Raw genomic sequence first — 16,044 nt, 5'->3', positions numbered from 1 at the left:
AGTACAAATGGATAGTAATTTCAATCCTGACAAGCAGCATACGCTTAGCAATCCCATCAGTATCAGCGGCACCGGCTTACATACAGGTGTATTGGTAGACATGACTCTGAAACCCGCCAATCCCGGTTTCGGTATCCAGTTCCAGAGAGTTGACCTGCCCAACCAACCGATTATCAAGGCAGATTGCGACCTGGTAACCGATACCAGCCGCGGAACCACGTTGCAGGTTGGCGATGCCAAGGTGAGCACGGTGGAACATGTACTGGCCGCCCTCGTAGGCATGGGCGTAGACAATGCGCTGGTTGAACTGAACGGCCCCGAAATTCCTATTATGGATGGAAGCTCCGCCCCCTTCATCGCACGCATCGAAGAAGCGGGCGTGGTGGAACAGGAAGCCACCAAGGCCTGGTACAGCCTCGACGAAAACATTTACCACTACGACGAAGGCAAACGGGTGGAAATGGTGGCCCTCCCCTCTATGGACTACCAGATCACCACGCTGATCGATTTCAACAGCCCGGTTTTGGGAACGCAGCATGCGGGGCTGAAGACCATCAAAGATTTCCAGGCAGAAATAGCGCCCTGCCGCACCTTCTGTTTCCTGCACGAGCTGGAGGCTTTGCTCGACAACGACCTGATCAAGGGCGGCGACATCAACAATGCAATCGTGGTGGTTGATAAACCCGTTACCGACGATGAGATGAACCGCCTCGCAAAAGTGTTCAAGCGCGATAAAATTGAAGTAAAAAGCGAGGGCTACCTCAACAACCTCGAGCTCCGCTTCCCCAATGAACCGGCGCGCCATAAATTGCTGGATGTAGTTGGCGACCTTGCCCTGATCGGCTATCCCATCAAGGCCCGCATTATTGCGAACAGGCCAGGACATAGCACCAACGTTGAATTTGCGAAGAAGATCAAACAATACATCAAAAAGAACAGGCATGTAAAAGATGTGCCGGTTTACGATCCTTCGATGCCACCGGTTTATACACTGGAGCAGATCGAAAAAACATTGCCGCACCGCCACCCGTTTTTGCTGGTAGATAAGATCATCCAGTTAACAGATACTTATATCGTAGGCATCAAGAATGTAACCTTCAACGAATGGTTCTTCCCCGGTCACTTCCCGGGCAACCCGGTAATGCCCGGTGTTCTCCAGATCGAAGCACTGGCGCAAACGGGGGGGATACTCTGTATCAATTCAATGCCCGAAGGCGTATACGATACTTACTTCCTGAAGATCGACAACTGTAAATTCAAACAGATGGTGCGCCCGGGCGATACCATGGTGCTGAAAATGGAATTCACCGGCCCCATCCGCCGCGGCATCTGCGAAATGCGCGGTACCGTTTACGTAGGAGGCAAAGTTGCCACCGAAGCGGATCTCGTTGCCCAGGTGGTAAAGAGACAGAACACTTAGCGGGGTGAGAATGGTACGTGGCGAGTTCTAAAAAAAGACTCTTCACCAATTACCGCTAACCACCCCCACAAAATCATCATAACCAACAACCAAAGCCAATGACGCACCCCTATACATACATTGACCCCAATGCCAGGATCGCACCCAATGTGAAGATCGATCCGTTCACCGTTATTCATGGCGACGTACAGATCGGCGAAGGCACGTGGATAGGCAGTAATGTGACGATCATGGACGGAACACGCATCGGTAAAAACTGCCGGGTGTTCCCGGGCGCCGTACTGGGTGCCATTCCACAGGATTTGAAATTCAGCGGGGAGAAAACAACGGCAGAGATCGGCGACAATACAACCATCCGCGAATTTGTTACCATCAACCGCGGTACCGAAGACCGTGGCAGAACAAGGGTTGGCAACAACTGTCTCATTATGGCCTACAGCCACATCGCGCACGATTGCCTCATCGGCAACAACTGCATCATGAGCAACAGTGTACAGGTTGCAGGGCACGTAACCATGGGCGACTGGGCCGTAGTAGGTGGCGTAAGCGCCGTGCACCAGTTTGTAAACATAGGGCAGCATACATTTATTGCAGGCGGAAGCCTGGTAAGCAAAGACGTTCCCCCTTACATCAAAGCCGTGCGGAACCCGTTGAGCTATGGAGGTGTGAACAGTGTTGGGTTGAAACGCCGCGGCTTCCCGTTGCAACAGATCAACGGTATACTGGATGTGTACAGGACCATTTACAACAAAGGCTTTAACACAACCCAGGCACTCGAATTCATTGAAGAAGAATTGCCCGCAACCGATGAGAGAGACGAGATCGTAACATTCATAAGAGAAAGCGGAAGGGGAATTATCAAAAGATTTATCAAAGGTGCAACAGAGGAAGATTAATTTTCAGTATTGCCGTTACAGCACGCTATCCAATGAATGAATCCCCGCAAAATATTCCAGGCACCAACCCCCTGTTAAAAAAAGGCGGGGTGCATCCAAAAACAGGAACCGTTGAACTGGTAAATACCACCAAACGCTTCAACCGCGATTTCATTTTTTTTAAGGTCAACTATACTTTTAAAACGCAGCGCTCCTACGCCATTACCGGCCCTAACGGAAGTGGCAAAAGTACTTTGCTGCAGGCCATTGCAGGGAGCCTGCAATTGAGCGAAGGAAAGATCATCTATAAAAGCAGCAACGGTGTTGACGAAATTCAGCCCGAAAAGATCCACCAGCAGGTTTCCATCGCCGCACCTTATCTTGAACTGATCGAGGAGATGACGGCAAAGGAATTTCTCAATTTTCACAAACAGTTCAAACCTTTGTTCGAAGGTCTTGGCGTTGAAGACATCTTAACCGAGATTGGCCTGGAAAATGCAATGGACAAACAGATCCGCTATTACAGCAGTGGAATGAAACAGAGGGTAAAACTTGCACAGGCCGTTTTTTCGGATGTTCCCGTCCTGTTGCTCGACGAGCCTTGCACCAACCTCGACAAAACTGGTTACGACCTGTACCATTCCCTTATTGAAAAATATTGCAGGCACAAACTCATTATCGTAAGCAGCAACGATGCAAACGAGATGAGCTTTTGCGATGAACGCATCAATATTATCGATCACAAAAGACCAGCCTGATCAAACCGGCAACAATGCATCACCGTATTCCTTCCTTACGCAAACGTGCTTTGTAAATTTCTTCCAGCGCCGCAAGGTTCGTCAAAAACATTCCATGATCTGCAAACCGTTCAGGATCGTAAGCATCGCCCGCCTTGTATTTTTCATGCAGCCCAAATTGGCTCGCGTGTGATGCGAGGAATATATCAAATTTCATTTTTTTCAGGGATGAAAATGTTGCCGCAAAATCTTTTGCCACATCACGGTAACCCGGCATGCCCGCCAGTTTCACATCATCCAGTATGGTTGGCATGTTGGCGATGAGAACCGTGTACGTTTTGTTTCCTTCCTTCACCGGGAAAGAGAAACTGGTTGAACCTTTTGTATGTCCCGCGCTGTTGTGCACGGTCAGCGTGGTCTCACCAAGTGTAATAAGATCCTTGTCTCTCAACACACGATCCGTTTTTACGGGTTTGAATGTGCTTCCTTTTCCACCAAAAACATAATCGGAATTTCCGCCATCGGCCAGTACGGCCACATCTCCCTGCAGCGTCATCATGGATGCCCTGGTCAACGCTTTCAATTCGGCCATCGCACCAACATGATCGTAATGGGCCTGTGTGGTAAGCAATATTTTTATGTCGCGGAGCCGGAAGCCCAGCGTTTCAATATTTTTTTTGATCAGCGGCGCCGATTCTGCCAGCCCGGTATTGATGAGGATGTTTCCTGCTTTTGTAACGATGAGATAAGAAGCCAGGTCATACGTTCCCACATAGTACAGGTTGCCAACAATATGAAAAGGTGCAAAGGGCTGCGACCAGGATGGCTGCACATTAGGCGGAGGGATGATCTTTTGCGCGGGCAACCTGAACACAAAAAATACAAACAGCAGGATGAGGATCTTTGTTTTCATTTCCCGGTTCTTTGTACCAAAGGTAGTAAACACAAAACAAGATAATCTAACAGATTAGCCGTATAATTGTTGAAACGATTTCAACCGCAAAAGTTATTGTTATGAAAGATCCTGACATTGAGCAGCTGGCCGGCGATGGAAAAGGTTACCAACTCAATATGGGCCACGTGCTTGAATTTTTGATGGCGCGAACCATTGCCAATTCTTTTCTTTCTGCAGAGATCTTAAAAAGGCAGATCGAACTCGAACAACTGATCAAAACCGGCAAAACCGATCATGAAAAAGCCGCGCAGGAATGCAATACCATCTGCGAGCAGCTGCGCACGGCTGCCGACAATGAGAAGAACAACGTGATCAGCCATTTGTATTTTATGAACAAAGAGGCTGAATAATAGCCACCCGATTATTCCAACAGGTTACAACCGACGAATCACGATCCAATATCCAGAATTCACATGAACCGCATCGACCGCGTAACCGCCATTCTCATCCAGCTTCAATCACGCCGCGTGGTGAAGGCGCAGGATATGGCCGACAGGTTCAACATCAGCCTGCGTACCGTTTACCGCGACATCAAAACAATCGAAGAAGCCGGCGTTCCTGTTATCGGCGAGGCCGGTGTTGGTTATTCGATCATGGAAGGGTTTCGCCTGCCGCCCGTTATGTTTACCCGGGATGAGGCCACGGCTCTGTTAACTGCCGAAAAACTCGTTGAAAAATTAACGGATCATTCCACACAGGCAATGTACCAGGCGGCCATGTTCAAGATCAGGTCGGTTCTTCGCCTTACAGAACGCGATCATCTCGAAAATATGGAACAGCATATCGAGGTGGTGGAGAGCCCCTATTTTTCGAGGCATAAAAATGAAACGGCCTACCTGCAGCAGATCCTGAAAGCGATAGCAGAGAGCTCGGTTGTTAACATCGATTATTTTGCGGAGCATTCGCAATCCAAAAGCAACCGCAACATCGAGCCGGTTGGCATTTTTTTCATGGGACGGTATTGGTACCTCATTGCATGGTGCACGCTCAGGAAAGATTACAGGACCTTCAGGGTAGACCATATCAAATACCTCTCCATTACCGCCATCCGTTTCAATAAAACACATCCGGCGCTGAAATCGTTCCTATCAAGGGTATCCAAAGAAAAGGAACTCCATACCATCATTATACTTGTGAACAAAGAGATCATGCGTTATTTCGGTGAACAAAAGTTCTACAACGGCTTTGTATCGCAGCGCGAGGTGGATGATAAAATTGAAATGACATTTCTCACCGAATCGCTTACCGGCTTTGCCAAATTCTATTTGTTGTTTGGTGAACAGGCAGAGATCGTGAGGCCCTTGGAATTAACGGATGTGGTGCGGGATCTTGTTGAAAAGCTGCGAAAGAAACTCGCCCCCCCTGCCCGCTCCTGAGCTTCCGGCACCGCCCCCGAAAAAAAAGTTTGATTTCGTGGAATCCTGTTGACATACTGTTGTCACTACCCCAGGTTTTCTTTGTATCCTAAACCAAAAACAAAGAAAATGTCACACATCAAACAATTCCAGAAAGAGTTCGAGAAAGAAGCGGTTATTACGCGTAAAATGTTGTCGATCGTGCCAAACGATAAGTACGATTGGCAGCCGCATCCCAAAAGCATGACCATCCGCCAGCTTACCACGCATATTGCAGAGCTTTCGTTGTGGATCGGAATGATCCTGGACACCAACGAGCTCGATTTTGCGGCAAACCCTTACGAACAGAAGCCGATTAACGACACCAAACAACTGGTGGATTTTTTCGAGGCCAATTTACTCGAAGGCAGAAAAGCGCTTGCTGAAGCTAAAGAAGAAACGCTCAGCGAAATGTGGACGCTCCGCAATGGCGATACCATTTACAGCACAGAACCGAAGATAGATTGGATCCGCGTAACCTTTAACCAGGTAACCCATCACCGCGCGCAACTGGGCGTGTTCCTCCGCCTGCTCGATGTTCCTATCCCCGGCAGCTATGGGCCGAGCGCAGATGATATGAGTTTTTGATCACCCACACGGGCGGAAACCGCATTGTTAGCGGTTTCCGCCCGTTGTAAACCAAACATGCACTATGATACTGGTTTTTAAAACAACCGTAGATTCCATCACAAAGATCAACCAGCTGAAACCGCACCTCGACGGGATCAAATCCATTCACCAATGGAACTTTGACCTGTGGGACTGCGACAAGATCCTGCGCATAGACGGCCCTGAAGATATATCTACAATGGTTATTGATACACTGAAGATGCACGGCTTCCATTGTGTTGAACTTTGACAGTAAGCGGCACAAAAGATCTGCGCGTCCTCAACCCCGAAAATTATTATCTTTCAAACACCAAACGGCCCGCAATGAAAACGCTCCTGTCCATCGCCCTGTTCCTGTTATCCGCATCCGCAGTGCTGGGTCAAAACACCCAACGGCATTTTTTACTGCGCGATGAAGGCATTTCACAACTCGCTTTTATAGACGAGGCGCATCCCGAAAAAAATTGGTACACCCCCATTCCTGCGGGGCGCGATATACAGCTTGTTGGCAACGGCCGCGTACTCGTGGGCACAGGCAATGGTTACGAGGAACACGATATTGCAACGGGAAAGAAAGTGTCGGAGCTTACCAGCTTTCCCGGAACCGTTTCTGCACGGAGGTTAAAGAATGGCAATACCATGCTCGTTGGCGCCAACTGGCAGGAAAAACAAGGCATTGTGCTGGTAGAGGTAAACCCTTCGGGTGAAGTGCAGCGCAAAATTGTTTACCCGGGTTTTGGTTATGTCAGGTTGATCCGCGAAACAGCGTCCAATACATTTCTCGTTACCGCCGATGAAATCGTGTTTGAAGGCGATGCTTCGGGTAACATCACCTGGCAGGCAAAGATTGCCAATAAAGACAAGCCACATGCCTGGCAGGCCATTCGACTGGCAAACGGTGAAACGGTTGTAAGCACCGGTTATGCAGTCAGCCTGCAGTTCTTTGGCAAAGACGGCAACCTGCTTCGCACGATAACCGCCCCGCCTGCTGCTAAACCCAATTTTTTCGCCGGCCTGCAAATACTTCCCAATGGAAACTACGCCGTGATCAACTGGCAGGGCCATGGCGCAGGCTTCGGCAACAGCGGAACACAACTGCTTGAGTTTACCCCGGAAGGAAAACAAGCCTGGTCATGGCAACAGGATGCCACAAAGTTTTCGTCCCTGCATGCCGTTATATTTCTTGATGGGCTCGATACCTCATTGCTGCATGTTGAAGACAGCAGCGGCAAGCTGGCACCGGTAAAGCGGCCCTAAATTACAAGGCACTCTTCCATGCGCTGAACCTGCTCAGGAAATGATCGCTTTCCCCTGCACGCCGTCGTCGTCTTCGGCTTTTGTTCCGGTAATGATGGCGGTTGCCATTTTTGCAAGGGCAACAAGTTTGTTGTGTTTGGTATCCCAATAATAAGAATCCACGGGCGTTACCTTGATAAGGCTCATTTCGGGATCGTCTGTTCCCTTCTCCATCCACGCTTTTGCTTCAGGCACCCATTTCTCCTTAAACAATTCCTTGTCTATAACCACTTCCGCTTCACCATACACGCTCAGGTACTCGTTGCTGTTGCGCGATGCATAAAAAAGCTGAACCCGTTTGTCTGCCGTCACTTCCCGGTTCTTCGCGCTTGAGCGCATGCTGATGAACCATATGTTTCCTTCGGCATCAATATCAACCGTACTCATTGGCCGCGCCGTTAACGGCAATTGCGAAAGCGAAGTGGTAAACATGCAGATGTCTGCATTCTTCGCCAGTTCCCTGATCTTTTCGATCGCTTCTGTACTTACCAGGTTTTTAACATCTCCCATAACATTGATTTTAACATACACCCACAATTGGCGTGCCCTCAGCATATGAACCGTTGTTGTTTAAAAGAATGCTGTATTAGCAATACCCTTCGCTAAACACAGGAAACGCATGTATAATTTATTCCACAGGCAGCGGTATGCTTTTTTCTACATTTTAGGTAAAGTATGTATATGACAAATCCATTTATCGAAGAATTACTGGAAAGAACGGCAGACTGGCGCGCCCGGTTCGGACAAAATATTTTGTCTGTGCACCTGATGGGAAAAGACGTAACGGAAGACTACTATAAAAAATACCTTTCGGCGCTGTATGGTTTTATTGCTGGTTTTGAGAATTATATTTTTCCTGAACTCAAAGATCTTGTGCCCGATCTGCAGGAAAGAAAAAAAACTTCCGCGATTGAAAACGACCTGCAGAAATTAAAAGTAGATACCACTTCTTTTGAAGTACTACCGGAAGCTTATTTCAGGTCGATGTATCCTGACGCATATGCCGCACTCGGCGCTTTGTATGTGCTGGAAAGTTCTACCCTTGGCGGACACCTGGTGCAGGAACACCTCAAAGCCGCGCTCGGCGAAAAAACGGCCGACAAGATCAGTTATTTTGTTATGCACGGCGACCGTTCAGACGCCATGTGGCAGCGCTTCCTCAAAAATTTTGCGGCCATCGCGGAAAACAACGACAAAAAGGAGATCATCATAGACGGGGCATTGAGAACCTACCGGTTGCTTGATCAGTTGATGACAGACGAATCGCTTAAGTAAGATGTGGGACAGGAAAACAAATTATGTTTCCCTTTATTTCCGTTCTTCTCCATTTCACGCTCCCGGGAAAATCTTAACACATCATTTTCATGAACACATTTTAACTACCGCAACCGTTTGCGGTAGTTAAAATATTGTGGGCCGTGGAAAGTGAATTTATTTTTTGAATACATTTATCGCCTACAACAAAGGCGTGGCCAACACAATAAAAATATTTTATGCCGACGATGATGCGGACGACAGGTACCTGTTCAGGGCCGCCCTGCAGGAGCTTGGCCTTCCTTTTCAGCTCGACGAATTTGAAAATGGAATTGCCCTTGAGCATGCGTTGGCGCACAAAGAGGAAGAACCAGATCTTATCTTTCTCGATCTGAACATGCCACAAAAAAACGGGCTTGAAACACTTGCATCTCTGAAAGAAACAATACCTGGGAGAAATTTAAAGGTGATTGTATTTACAACGGCCGGCAATGAAGAGGTGATCAAAGAAACACACCGGCTCAACGCGGCGCTGTTCGTTAGAAAACCATCGGATTTCCATGAGTTGATGGCAACGCTGCGTTATATCACGGAAAATGCTTCGCAGTTCGGGCTTCCTGTTTCGTTTGACGACTTTACTTTCAGGCTGAAAGACTAACGGGTTCTAACGGTTGTTTTCTCAGCGCCTGCTGGCGATCAGTAGATTCAGATCGGTATACTTGAGATCAAAGCGCTGGCTGATGTAGAAATCGGTGAGCGCACCCTTGAACATATAGATGCCCTCGCGCAGGTTGAAATTGTGCCACACCATTTCCTCGATACCACCTTCATCGCTAATGTCGAGTACCAATGGCATCAACACATTGCTGATGGCCTGGCTCGCCGTGCGTGCAAAGCCGCTTGGTATATTGGGTACACAGTAATGGATCACATCGTGTTTTACAAATGTTGGCTCTTCGTAACTGGTAAGCTCGCTCGTTTCAAAACAACCGCCGCGGTCTATCGCCACATCAATGATGATGCTTCCCGGCCGCATGGCCTCTACCATCTCTTCTGTTACCACAACAGGCGCACGGCCATACTCATTGCTCAAACAACCCACGGCCACCTCGCATGTTTTCAATTGCTTCGACAGGATACGCGGTTCAAGAACGCTGGTCCAGATGCGCTGCCCCAGGTTATTCTGCAGTTGCTTCAGCCGGTATACATTGTTGTCGAACACCTTCACCGAAGCGCCCAATGCAAGTGCATTGCGTGTGGCAAACTCGCCCACAATGCCCGCACCTATGATCACTACTTTGGTGGGCGGGATACCGCTGATGCCGCCAAGCAATACGCCCTTGCCTTTGTTAAAGCTGCTGAGGTACTGGCCCGCGATCAGCATCACCGCACTACCGGCGATCTCGCTCATGCTGCGAACGATCGGGTACGTGCCGCTCCCATCTTTGAAATTCTCAAAACTCAACGCCGTAATGCGTTTCTCCATCATCTTCTCGATGTATTCTTTTTTGAGCGCAGACAGGTGAATGGGCGACACAATGGTCTGGTTCATCTGCAGCAGCGGCATATCTTCTTCAACCGGCGGCGCGCTCTTCACAAGGATCGGGCATTTGAAAATCTCGTCGCGCTCGTAAACAATACGCGCACCCGCCTCTGAATAATCTTTATCGGAAAAATGGCTGCCCTCGCCCGCATTGTGTTCCACCGCTACCTGGTTGCCATTGGCCACCAATACACCCACCGCATCCGGCGTAAGCGCAATACGGTTTTCCTGGAACGCGATCTCTTTGGGGATACCGATGTTCAGCTTCTCACCCTTCGGTTTTACATCGAGGGTCTCCTCAAGCGTTTCGTAAGTGAAAGACGGACTGATAGACGGTTTTGTAGCCATGCGGCAAAATTAGTGAAGTTTGGAGTCTGGAACGGGGTGTTAACAGTGTTTTTAAAAAAAACCGGGTTCGCTACCCAACCCTTAACTCCTCACCCTCCTTGTCTTTTCATCTACCACCTCCAGGTATACATGAAAAGCATCATCCGGCAAAAGACCGGGGGCATTTTCGGGCCATTCCACCAGGCAGTAGGCATTGCTTTGAAGGCTGTCTTCAACGCCCGCATTCACACCCTCTTCCTCGTTCTTGAGACGGTACCAGTCCATATGAAAGATGGTGCCCGCTTCCGGACTTGTATATTCATTGATGATGGCAAAGGTTGGACTGCTGATGGCAGAGCGCACGCCCAGCGACTCGCAGAGTGCATGAATGAAAGTGGTCTTACCCGTTCCCATTGCAGCATGAAAAGCCCATACCTTGTGGCTCTTGCCTTCGTTCCAAAGCGCGATGGCGGTGGGTTTGAGTTGGTCGAGTGTGAAAGTTGCATCCATGAGGCAAAATTAGCAATTGTAACGGATCTGCCGGAATGAACCAAAACATTGCCACAACGTTGTAATTATACCGGCCAACAATGACACAGTGTTGTATTTATTGATCGCAATTCGAAAACCGCCCGGAAACGACGCGCGGTAACTTTGCAAGGAAGGGAAGTAATACCCATCAATCCTCAATCATCAAAAATTAAAAATTAAAATACATTGGAACGAGTAGACTGGAAAGTAACCGGCATGAGCTGTACCAATTGCGCCCTAACGGTAGATAAATTTCTCCGCGGCAAGGGGGCACAGGATGTAAAAGTTAACTTCATTGGCGGCGATGTTAGTTTTGGCATGGCGCCCGATGTTTCTAAACAGGAGCTCGCCAAAGGCATTGCGCAGTTGGGTTACCAGGTTGTGAGCGGCGATCCATCTGAAATAAAAAAAGACAAACGACTGTTCAAAAACCATTTTCAACGTTTTGTCTTCTGCCTTGTCTTTACCGCGCCATTGATGCTGCACATGATACCGGGCATTCACATTCATTTCCTGATGGATCCTTATGTGCAGCTCGCGCTCACGATCCCTGTTTTTATCGTAGGGATGGATTTCTTCGGGCGCAGCGCCATCAACAGCATTCTCAAAGGCATTCCCAACATGAATGTACTGATCGCCCTCGGTGCGATCGCTTCCCTTGCATACAGTTTATACGGAACCCTTACTGCACAAGCCGCGCAGTATATGTTTTATGAAACCACGGCCACCATTCTCACACTTGTTTTCCTGGGCAACTGGATGGAAGACAAGTCGGTTGAAACCACCCAATCCGCACTGCGCAAACTCGCGGTGAGCCAGGTATCGATGGCAAACATGATCGCATATGACGAAAACCATGCAGAACATGTTTTCCCGGTAGAAAGCAAGACGCTGAAAGTAGGAGACCTCCTGTTGATCAACAGTGGCGAAACCGTTCCGATGGATTGTAAGGTTTTATGGGGCGAGGCCAGTGTGAACGAAGCGATCATCAGCGGCGAGAGCGCGCCGCTTGAAAAAAAGATGAACGACAAACTCATCGGCGGAAGCATCCTCGAAAACGGCACCGTGAAAGCATATGTTACCGCAGTTGGCGAAGACACCGTTCTGGCCAACATCCTGAAGCTGGTGCGGGATGCACAAACAGAAAAACCGCCCGTTCAGCAATTGGCCGACAAGATCAGCGCCATTTTTGTTCCTGCAGTGATCAGCATCGCATTGGTTGTTTTCCTGCTGAATTATTTTGCCGCAGATCAATCTTTCAGCAATAGCTTGTTGCGGTCGATCGCCGTATTGGTGATCGCATGCCCGTGTGCCATGGGACTTGCAACCCCCGCGGCCATTGCCGTAGGACTCGGCCGCGCGGCGCGTAACGGCGTTCTTTTTAAAAATGCAAAGAGCCTCGAATCGTTCAACAGCATCAAACAGGTGGTGTTCGACAAAACAGGAACGCTTACCACAGGCGCATTCCGCATAGCGGGAAGTAAGATCCTGGGCAACCAGGTTGAGGATACAGACCCTGCAAACGGCGACAGACAGCTTGCCGCATTCAGATCCATCGCCTTCTCCCTGGAAAAATACTCCTCCCATCCTATTGCCAAAGCAATTGCGGGGGAATGGAAGACAAAGGACGAGATCCGCTGGGCAAAGATCGAAGAGGTGAAAGGGCTGGGCATGCGTGCCACAGACAAAGAAGGCAATGAATATACGGCGGGCTCTTACAAAACGGCCTCGCATCTTACAACCGATGCCACGCACAATATCTACATCATCCGCAATAATGCATTGCTGGGATGGATAGATGTGGCAGACGAGATCAGGCCCGAAGCAAAAGAAGTGGTGCGTTTGCTGAAACAGAAAAACATCAAAACAATCCTGCTCAGCGGCGACCGAAGGGAGAAATGCGAGCAGGTAGCGCAGGCCTGTGGTATCGACGATATTTACGCAGAACAATCGCCACAACAAAAACTCGAAAAGATCACCGCGCTGAACCAGGAGGCCCCCACCGCCATGGTGGGCGACGGCATCAACGATGCACCCGCCCTTGCAAAAGCAACGGTGGGTATCTCGCTGAGCGATGCCTCGCAGATTGCCATGCAAAGCGCGCAGGTTGTTTTGATGAACCATGGTTTAAAGAACCTGCCATTGTCGCTCGGGCTGGGAAAACATACCTACATCACCATTAAACAAAACCTGTTCTGGGCATTCGCATACAACGTGGTCGCGATCCCCATTGCAGCATTTGGATTATTGAACCCAACCTTTGGGGCACTGGTGATGGGACTGAGCGATGTTGTGCTCGCCATCAACTCCGTACGGCTGAATTTCAAAAAAGTGTATTAGTGGCTTGTGCAGGCCGGTTGAACATCACCAGCTGATCCATACCACGTATTATTACGCTCACAACAATCGCCATTACGGCGTACTTTCACAACGCGATGGAATCACCCCAATCGATACTGAAATACTATTGGAAACACGACAGCTTCCGCCCCATGCAGGAAGACATCATCCATTCTGTATTGAACGGGAACGATACGCTTGCCCTGCTACCCACCGGTGGTGGAAAATCGATCTGCTTCCAGGTGCCGGGGTTATTGACCGATGGGCTGTGCCTGGTTATCAGCCCGCTTATTGCACTGATGCGCGACCAGGTAGAGAGCCTCCTGCAAAAAGGCATTCCGGCAGTGGCGCTGCACAGCGGGTTGAGTTTCTATGAGGTAAAACAGATCCTGCAACAGGCAACGCATGGGGATTTCAAATTCATGTACCTGTCGCCCGAGCGACTGGAAACAAATCTCTTCAAAGAATATCTGCCTGCGCTGAATGTAGGTTTGTTGGTGGTTGACGAGGCGCATTGCGTATCGCAATGGGGATACGATTTTCGTCCGCCCTACCTCCGCATCGCCGCCCTCCGCAACGAGCTGCCGGATGTAACGATGATCGCACTCACAGCATCGGCAACGCCGGTGGTGCAGGAAGACATCACCCAAAAATTAAAGTTCACGCAGGGCAATGTGTTCAGGCAATCGTTCGAGCGGCCGAATATTTCATACAGTTGTTTTAAGGTAGACAGCAAAGTGAACAAGGTAATAGAAGTGCTCACCAAAATACCGGGCAGCAGCATTGTATATTGCAGCAGCAGGCGGCAAACCAAAGAACTTGCGCACCTGTTGACGTTGCAGAACATACCCGCCGACTATTACCACGCAGGTTTGCCACAGGAGATCCGTAACGCGAAACAACATGCATGGATCAACAGCGAAGTACGGGTAATGGTTTGTACCAATGCATTCGGAATGGGCATCGATAAGCCCGATGTGCGCAGTGTGATCCATTTTGATATACCGGAATGCCTCGAGAACTATTACCAGGAAGCGGGCCGCGCGGGCAGGGACGGGAAAAAATCTTACGCCGTTCTCGTATACCAGGAAGAAAACCTGCAGGCGCTGGCCGCCATGCCCGACAAGCGTTTTCCGCCCATCAGCGAGATCAAAAAGATCTACCAGGCGCTGGCGGATTATCTGCAGGTGCCGGTGGGTATTGGAGAAGGGCAGTATTATGATTTTGACCTGATGACCTTCATCAAAAATTTTAAACTGGATGGGATGCTTGTGGTGAATACGCTGAAAGTATTGGAACAGGAAGGGCACATCACATTCTCAGAAAACATCTTCCTGCCATCGCAGGTAAACTTTACTGCGTCCAAAGAATCACTGCAGCTTTTTGAAGACAGCTATCCGCATACCGAACCGCTGATCAAATGTTTGCTGCGCACCTATGCAGGCATTCTCGACAACCGCGTATCGGTTCATGAAAAACAACTGGCGAGGTTGTGCCGCCTTACGATGGAAGAAGTTCATGAACAATTGCTCCTGATGCGCTCCTATGGCATCATCGAATACCTGCCGCAGAAAGACACGCCACAAATTCACTACCTGCTCAACCGCGCGTCTGCACAATATTTACAGATCAACCAGGACCGTTACCTGTTGCGTAAGAAATTGTATACGGAGCGTGTTGAAACCATGCTCAGCTATATTAAACTTGAAAACCAATGCCGCAGCCTTTACATCGCTTCTTATTTTGGAGACAGCGCCTCAAAAGAATGCGGCGTGTGCGATAATTGCCTGGCAAAAAAAAGAAAGGCCTTGAGCAGTGAAGAGTTTGAGGCCATTCAAAAACACATCAGCAATGCGGCGCCGATACGATTGACAACTTTATTGGATCAACTCAATAAATTCAACAAGGAAAAGATCTGGTCGGTACTGGATCACCTGCAGTCCGAACAGTTGATAACGATTGACGAACAGGGACTTGTGTCAAATCCATCTTCATAAATAAATCCTTTTAAATAAATATTTATCGTTTATCAATAAATATTTATACTATTGCGGTATATTTATTGCAATATGAAGCCAAACCTGTTCCGCTCCGTGTCCGCTGCGCTTGCGCAAAGTTTCCCGCTTTTGCCCAGGATCAGGCGTAGTTTTTTGGGGATGATGCTTTTTAGTTTGTTGTTTATCGTCATTGGCTTCTCGAACAGCGATCTGATCACCATCCCGGTAAAACCTTTTGCGAAAGACAGTGTTGAAAGAAAAACAAAGGCTTTCTACGGAAAGGCGGTTGTTTACTACAGTCATGAACTTACGATCCAGCATCCCGACCCTTTTGAACGCATCCTGTTGACCGATCCCGCGGATGGCATCGACCTGGTTTCGCTGTTCTTTCTTTTTGTGATCAGCCTCATCATTGTGCTGGTCATACCAAAACTCCAGCAGAACAATCTTTTCAGGCGCGATATTTCCGATGCATTGCGGTGGCTTGGGTACCTGATAATGGCGCATGCCCTGCTGGTTATGTACCGCGATATCGTACTGATCCCCGAACTCGTTGAAGGGCGCACGGACCGGGCATTTACAAGCATTCACTCCTTCCCGATCCTCATGATAGTAGAGTCGAATTTCGCGCTTGTATTACTGGCATTCGCTTCTATTTACAAACGCGGTGTAAAACTGCAGGAAGAGCAGGACCTGACCGTTTAAAAAAAATCGATATGAAAAACCGTTTATGACCTGATCAAATTGTCGCTATCGCAGCATAAAA

At 48.8% G+C, this 16,044-nt stretch carries 17 protein-coding genes; 13 read left to right on the top strand and 4 right to left on the bottom strand.

From position 1 onward, the window contains the following. Positions 1-7: 7 nt before the first annotated feature. The 3 genes from GWC95_RS03265 (at position 8) to GWC95_RS03255 (ending at position 3,053) form a co-directional block, all read left to right on the top strand. On the top strand, positions 8-1,420 hold the full coding sequence (locus tag GWC95_RS03265) for a bifunctional UDP-3-O-[3-hydroxymyristoyl] N-acetylglucosamine deacetylase/3-hydroxyacyl-ACP dehydratase (RefSeq protein WP_161817235.1): 1,413 nt from the start codon (positions 8-10) through the stop codon (positions 1,418-1,420). A 98-nt stretch (positions 1,421-1,518) separates the two neighbouring features. Next, a complete protein-coding gene (lpxA, locus tag GWC95_RS03260; RefSeq protein WP_161817234.1) occupies positions 1,519-2,316 on the top strand; it encodes an acyl-ACP--UDP-N-acetylglucosamine O-acyltransferase in 798 nt (265 codons plus the stop codon). 89 nt (positions 2,317-2,405) lie between these two features. Beyond that, positions 2,406-3,053 (top strand): ABC transporter ATP-binding protein, encoded by a 648-nt coding sequence (locus GWC95_RS03255; protein ID WP_317164075.1) that lies wholly within the window; start codon positions 2,406-2,408, stop codon positions 3,051-3,053. A gap of 19 nt (positions 3,054-3,072) precedes the next feature. Here GWC95_RS03255 and bla read toward each other — a convergent pair whose 3' ends face one another. Continuing rightward, entirely contained in the window at positions 3,073-3,945 is an 873-nt protein-coding gene (bla, locus tag GWC95_RS03250) for a subclass B3 metallo-beta-lactamase (RefSeq protein WP_161817232.1), read from the bottom strand. Between the two features lie 101 nt (positions 3,946-4,046). Here bla and GWC95_RS03245 point away from each other — a divergent pair, with 101 nt between their 5' ends. The 5 genes from GWC95_RS03245 to GWC95_RS03225 all read left to right on the top strand — a co-directional run bounded on the left by GWC95_RS03245 (position 4,047) and on the right by GWC95_RS03225 (position 7,247). Then, positions 4,047-4,337 (top strand): hypothetical protein, encoded by a 291-nt coding sequence (locus GWC95_RS03245; RefSeq protein ID WP_161817231.1) that lies wholly within the window; start codon positions 4,047-4,049, stop codon positions 4,335-4,337. Positions 4,338-4,400: 63 nt separating this feature from the next. Beyond that, a complete protein-coding gene (locus GWC95_RS03240) occupies positions 4,401-5,363 on the top strand; it encodes a helix-turn-helix transcriptional regulator (RefSeq protein WP_161817230.1) in 963 nt (320 codons plus the stop codon). Between the two features lie 108 nt (positions 5,364-5,471). Then, complete coding sequence (locus tag GWC95_RS03235) at positions 5,472-5,969, top strand: DinB family protein (protein ID WP_161817229.1); 498 nt, start codon at positions 5,472-5,474, stop codon at positions 5,967-5,969. Between the two features lie 64 nt (positions 5,970-6,033). After that, positions 6,034-6,240, top strand: a complete 207-nt coding sequence (locus GWC95_RS03230; RefSeq protein WP_161817228.1) for a hypothetical protein — start codon at positions 6,034-6,036, stop codon at positions 6,238-6,240. 74 nt (positions 6,241-6,314) lie between these two features. Next, positions 6,315-7,247: a hypothetical protein gene (locus GWC95_RS03225; RefSeq protein WP_161817227.1), complete on the top strand. Its 933-nt coding sequence runs from the start codon at positions 6,315-6,317 to the stop codon at positions 7,245-7,247. Between the two features lie 33 nt (positions 7,248-7,280). On the opposite strand, the gene GWC95_RS03220 is transcribed toward GWC95_RS03225, so the two are convergent. After that, positions 7,281-7,796, bottom strand: a complete 516-nt coding sequence (locus GWC95_RS03220; RefSeq protein WP_161817226.1) for a pyridoxamine 5'-phosphate oxidase family protein — start codon at positions 7,794-7,796, stop codon at positions 7,281-7,283. 171 nt (positions 7,797-7,967) lie between these two features. On the opposite strand from GWC95_RS03220, the gene GWC95_RS03215 reads away from it, so the two are divergent. Together GWC95_RS03215 and GWC95_RS03210 are read left to right on the top strand one after the other, a co-directional pair. Further along, on the top strand, positions 7,968-8,561 hold the full coding sequence (locus GWC95_RS03215) for a biliverdin-producing heme oxygenase (RefSeq protein WP_161817225.1): 594 nt from the start codon (positions 7,968-7,970) through the stop codon (positions 8,559-8,561). Between the two features lie 163 nt (positions 8,562-8,724). Continuing rightward, the gene (locus tag GWC95_RS03210; RefSeq protein ID WP_161817224.1) at positions 8,725-9,198 is read left to right on the top strand and encodes a response regulator; all 474 of its coding nucleotides are present in this window, start codon (positions 8,725-8,727) and stop codon (positions 9,196-9,198) included. A gap of 21 nt (positions 9,199-9,219) precedes the next feature. Here the strand turns inward: GWC95_RS03210 and GWC95_RS03205 are convergent, their stop codons facing one another. Beyond that, complete coding sequence (locus GWC95_RS03205) at positions 9,220-10,431, bottom strand: alanine dehydrogenase (protein ID WP_161817223.1); 1,212 nt, start codon at positions 10,429-10,431, stop codon at positions 9,220-9,222. A gap of 81 nt (positions 10,432-10,512) precedes the next feature. Further along, positions 10,513-10,920: a tRNA (adenosine(37)-N6)-threonylcarbamoyltransferase complex ATPase subunit type 1 TsaE gene (gene tsaE / locus GWC95_RS03200; RefSeq protein WP_161817222.1), complete on the bottom strand. Its 408-nt coding sequence runs from the start codon at positions 10,918-10,920 to the stop codon at positions 10,513-10,515. A gap of 207 nt (positions 10,921-11,127) precedes the next feature. Here tsaE and GWC95_RS03195 point away from each other — a divergent pair, with 207 nt between their 5' ends. The 3 genes from GWC95_RS03195 to GWC95_RS03185 all read left to right on the top strand — a co-directional run bounded on the left by GWC95_RS03195 (position 11,128) and on the right by GWC95_RS03185 (position 15,983). After that, the gene (locus tag GWC95_RS03195; protein ID WP_161817221.1) at positions 11,128-13,281 is read left to right on the top strand and encodes a heavy metal translocating P-type ATPase; all 2,154 of its coding nucleotides are present in this window, start codon (positions 11,128-11,130) and stop codon (positions 13,279-13,281) included. 95 nt (positions 13,282-13,376) lie between these two features. Next, positions 13,377-15,278 carry a RecQ family ATP-dependent DNA helicase gene (locus GWC95_RS03190; protein ID WP_161817220.1) on the top strand — a complete coding sequence of 634 codons (1,902 nt, stop codon included), beginning with the start codon at positions 13,377-13,379 and terminating at the stop codon, positions 15,276-15,278. A 72-nt stretch (positions 15,279-15,350) separates the two neighbouring features. Continuing rightward, positions 15,351-15,983: a DUF2975 domain-containing protein gene (locus GWC95_RS03185; protein ID WP_161817219.1), complete on the top strand. Its 633-nt coding sequence runs from the start codon at positions 15,351-15,353 to the stop codon at positions 15,981-15,983. The last annotated feature ends 61 nt before the right edge of the window (positions 15,984-16,044 follow it).

The organism is Sediminibacterium roseum (assembly GCF_009939005.1).
In the GTDB taxonomy this organism is placed as follows: domain Bacteria; phylum Bacteroidota; class Bacteroidia; order Chitinophagales; family Chitinophagaceae; genus Sediminibacterium; species Sediminibacterium roseum.
The sequence above is the reverse complement of the archived record's forward strand: the minus strand, read 5'-3'. Positions and strand labels throughout refer to the sequence as shown.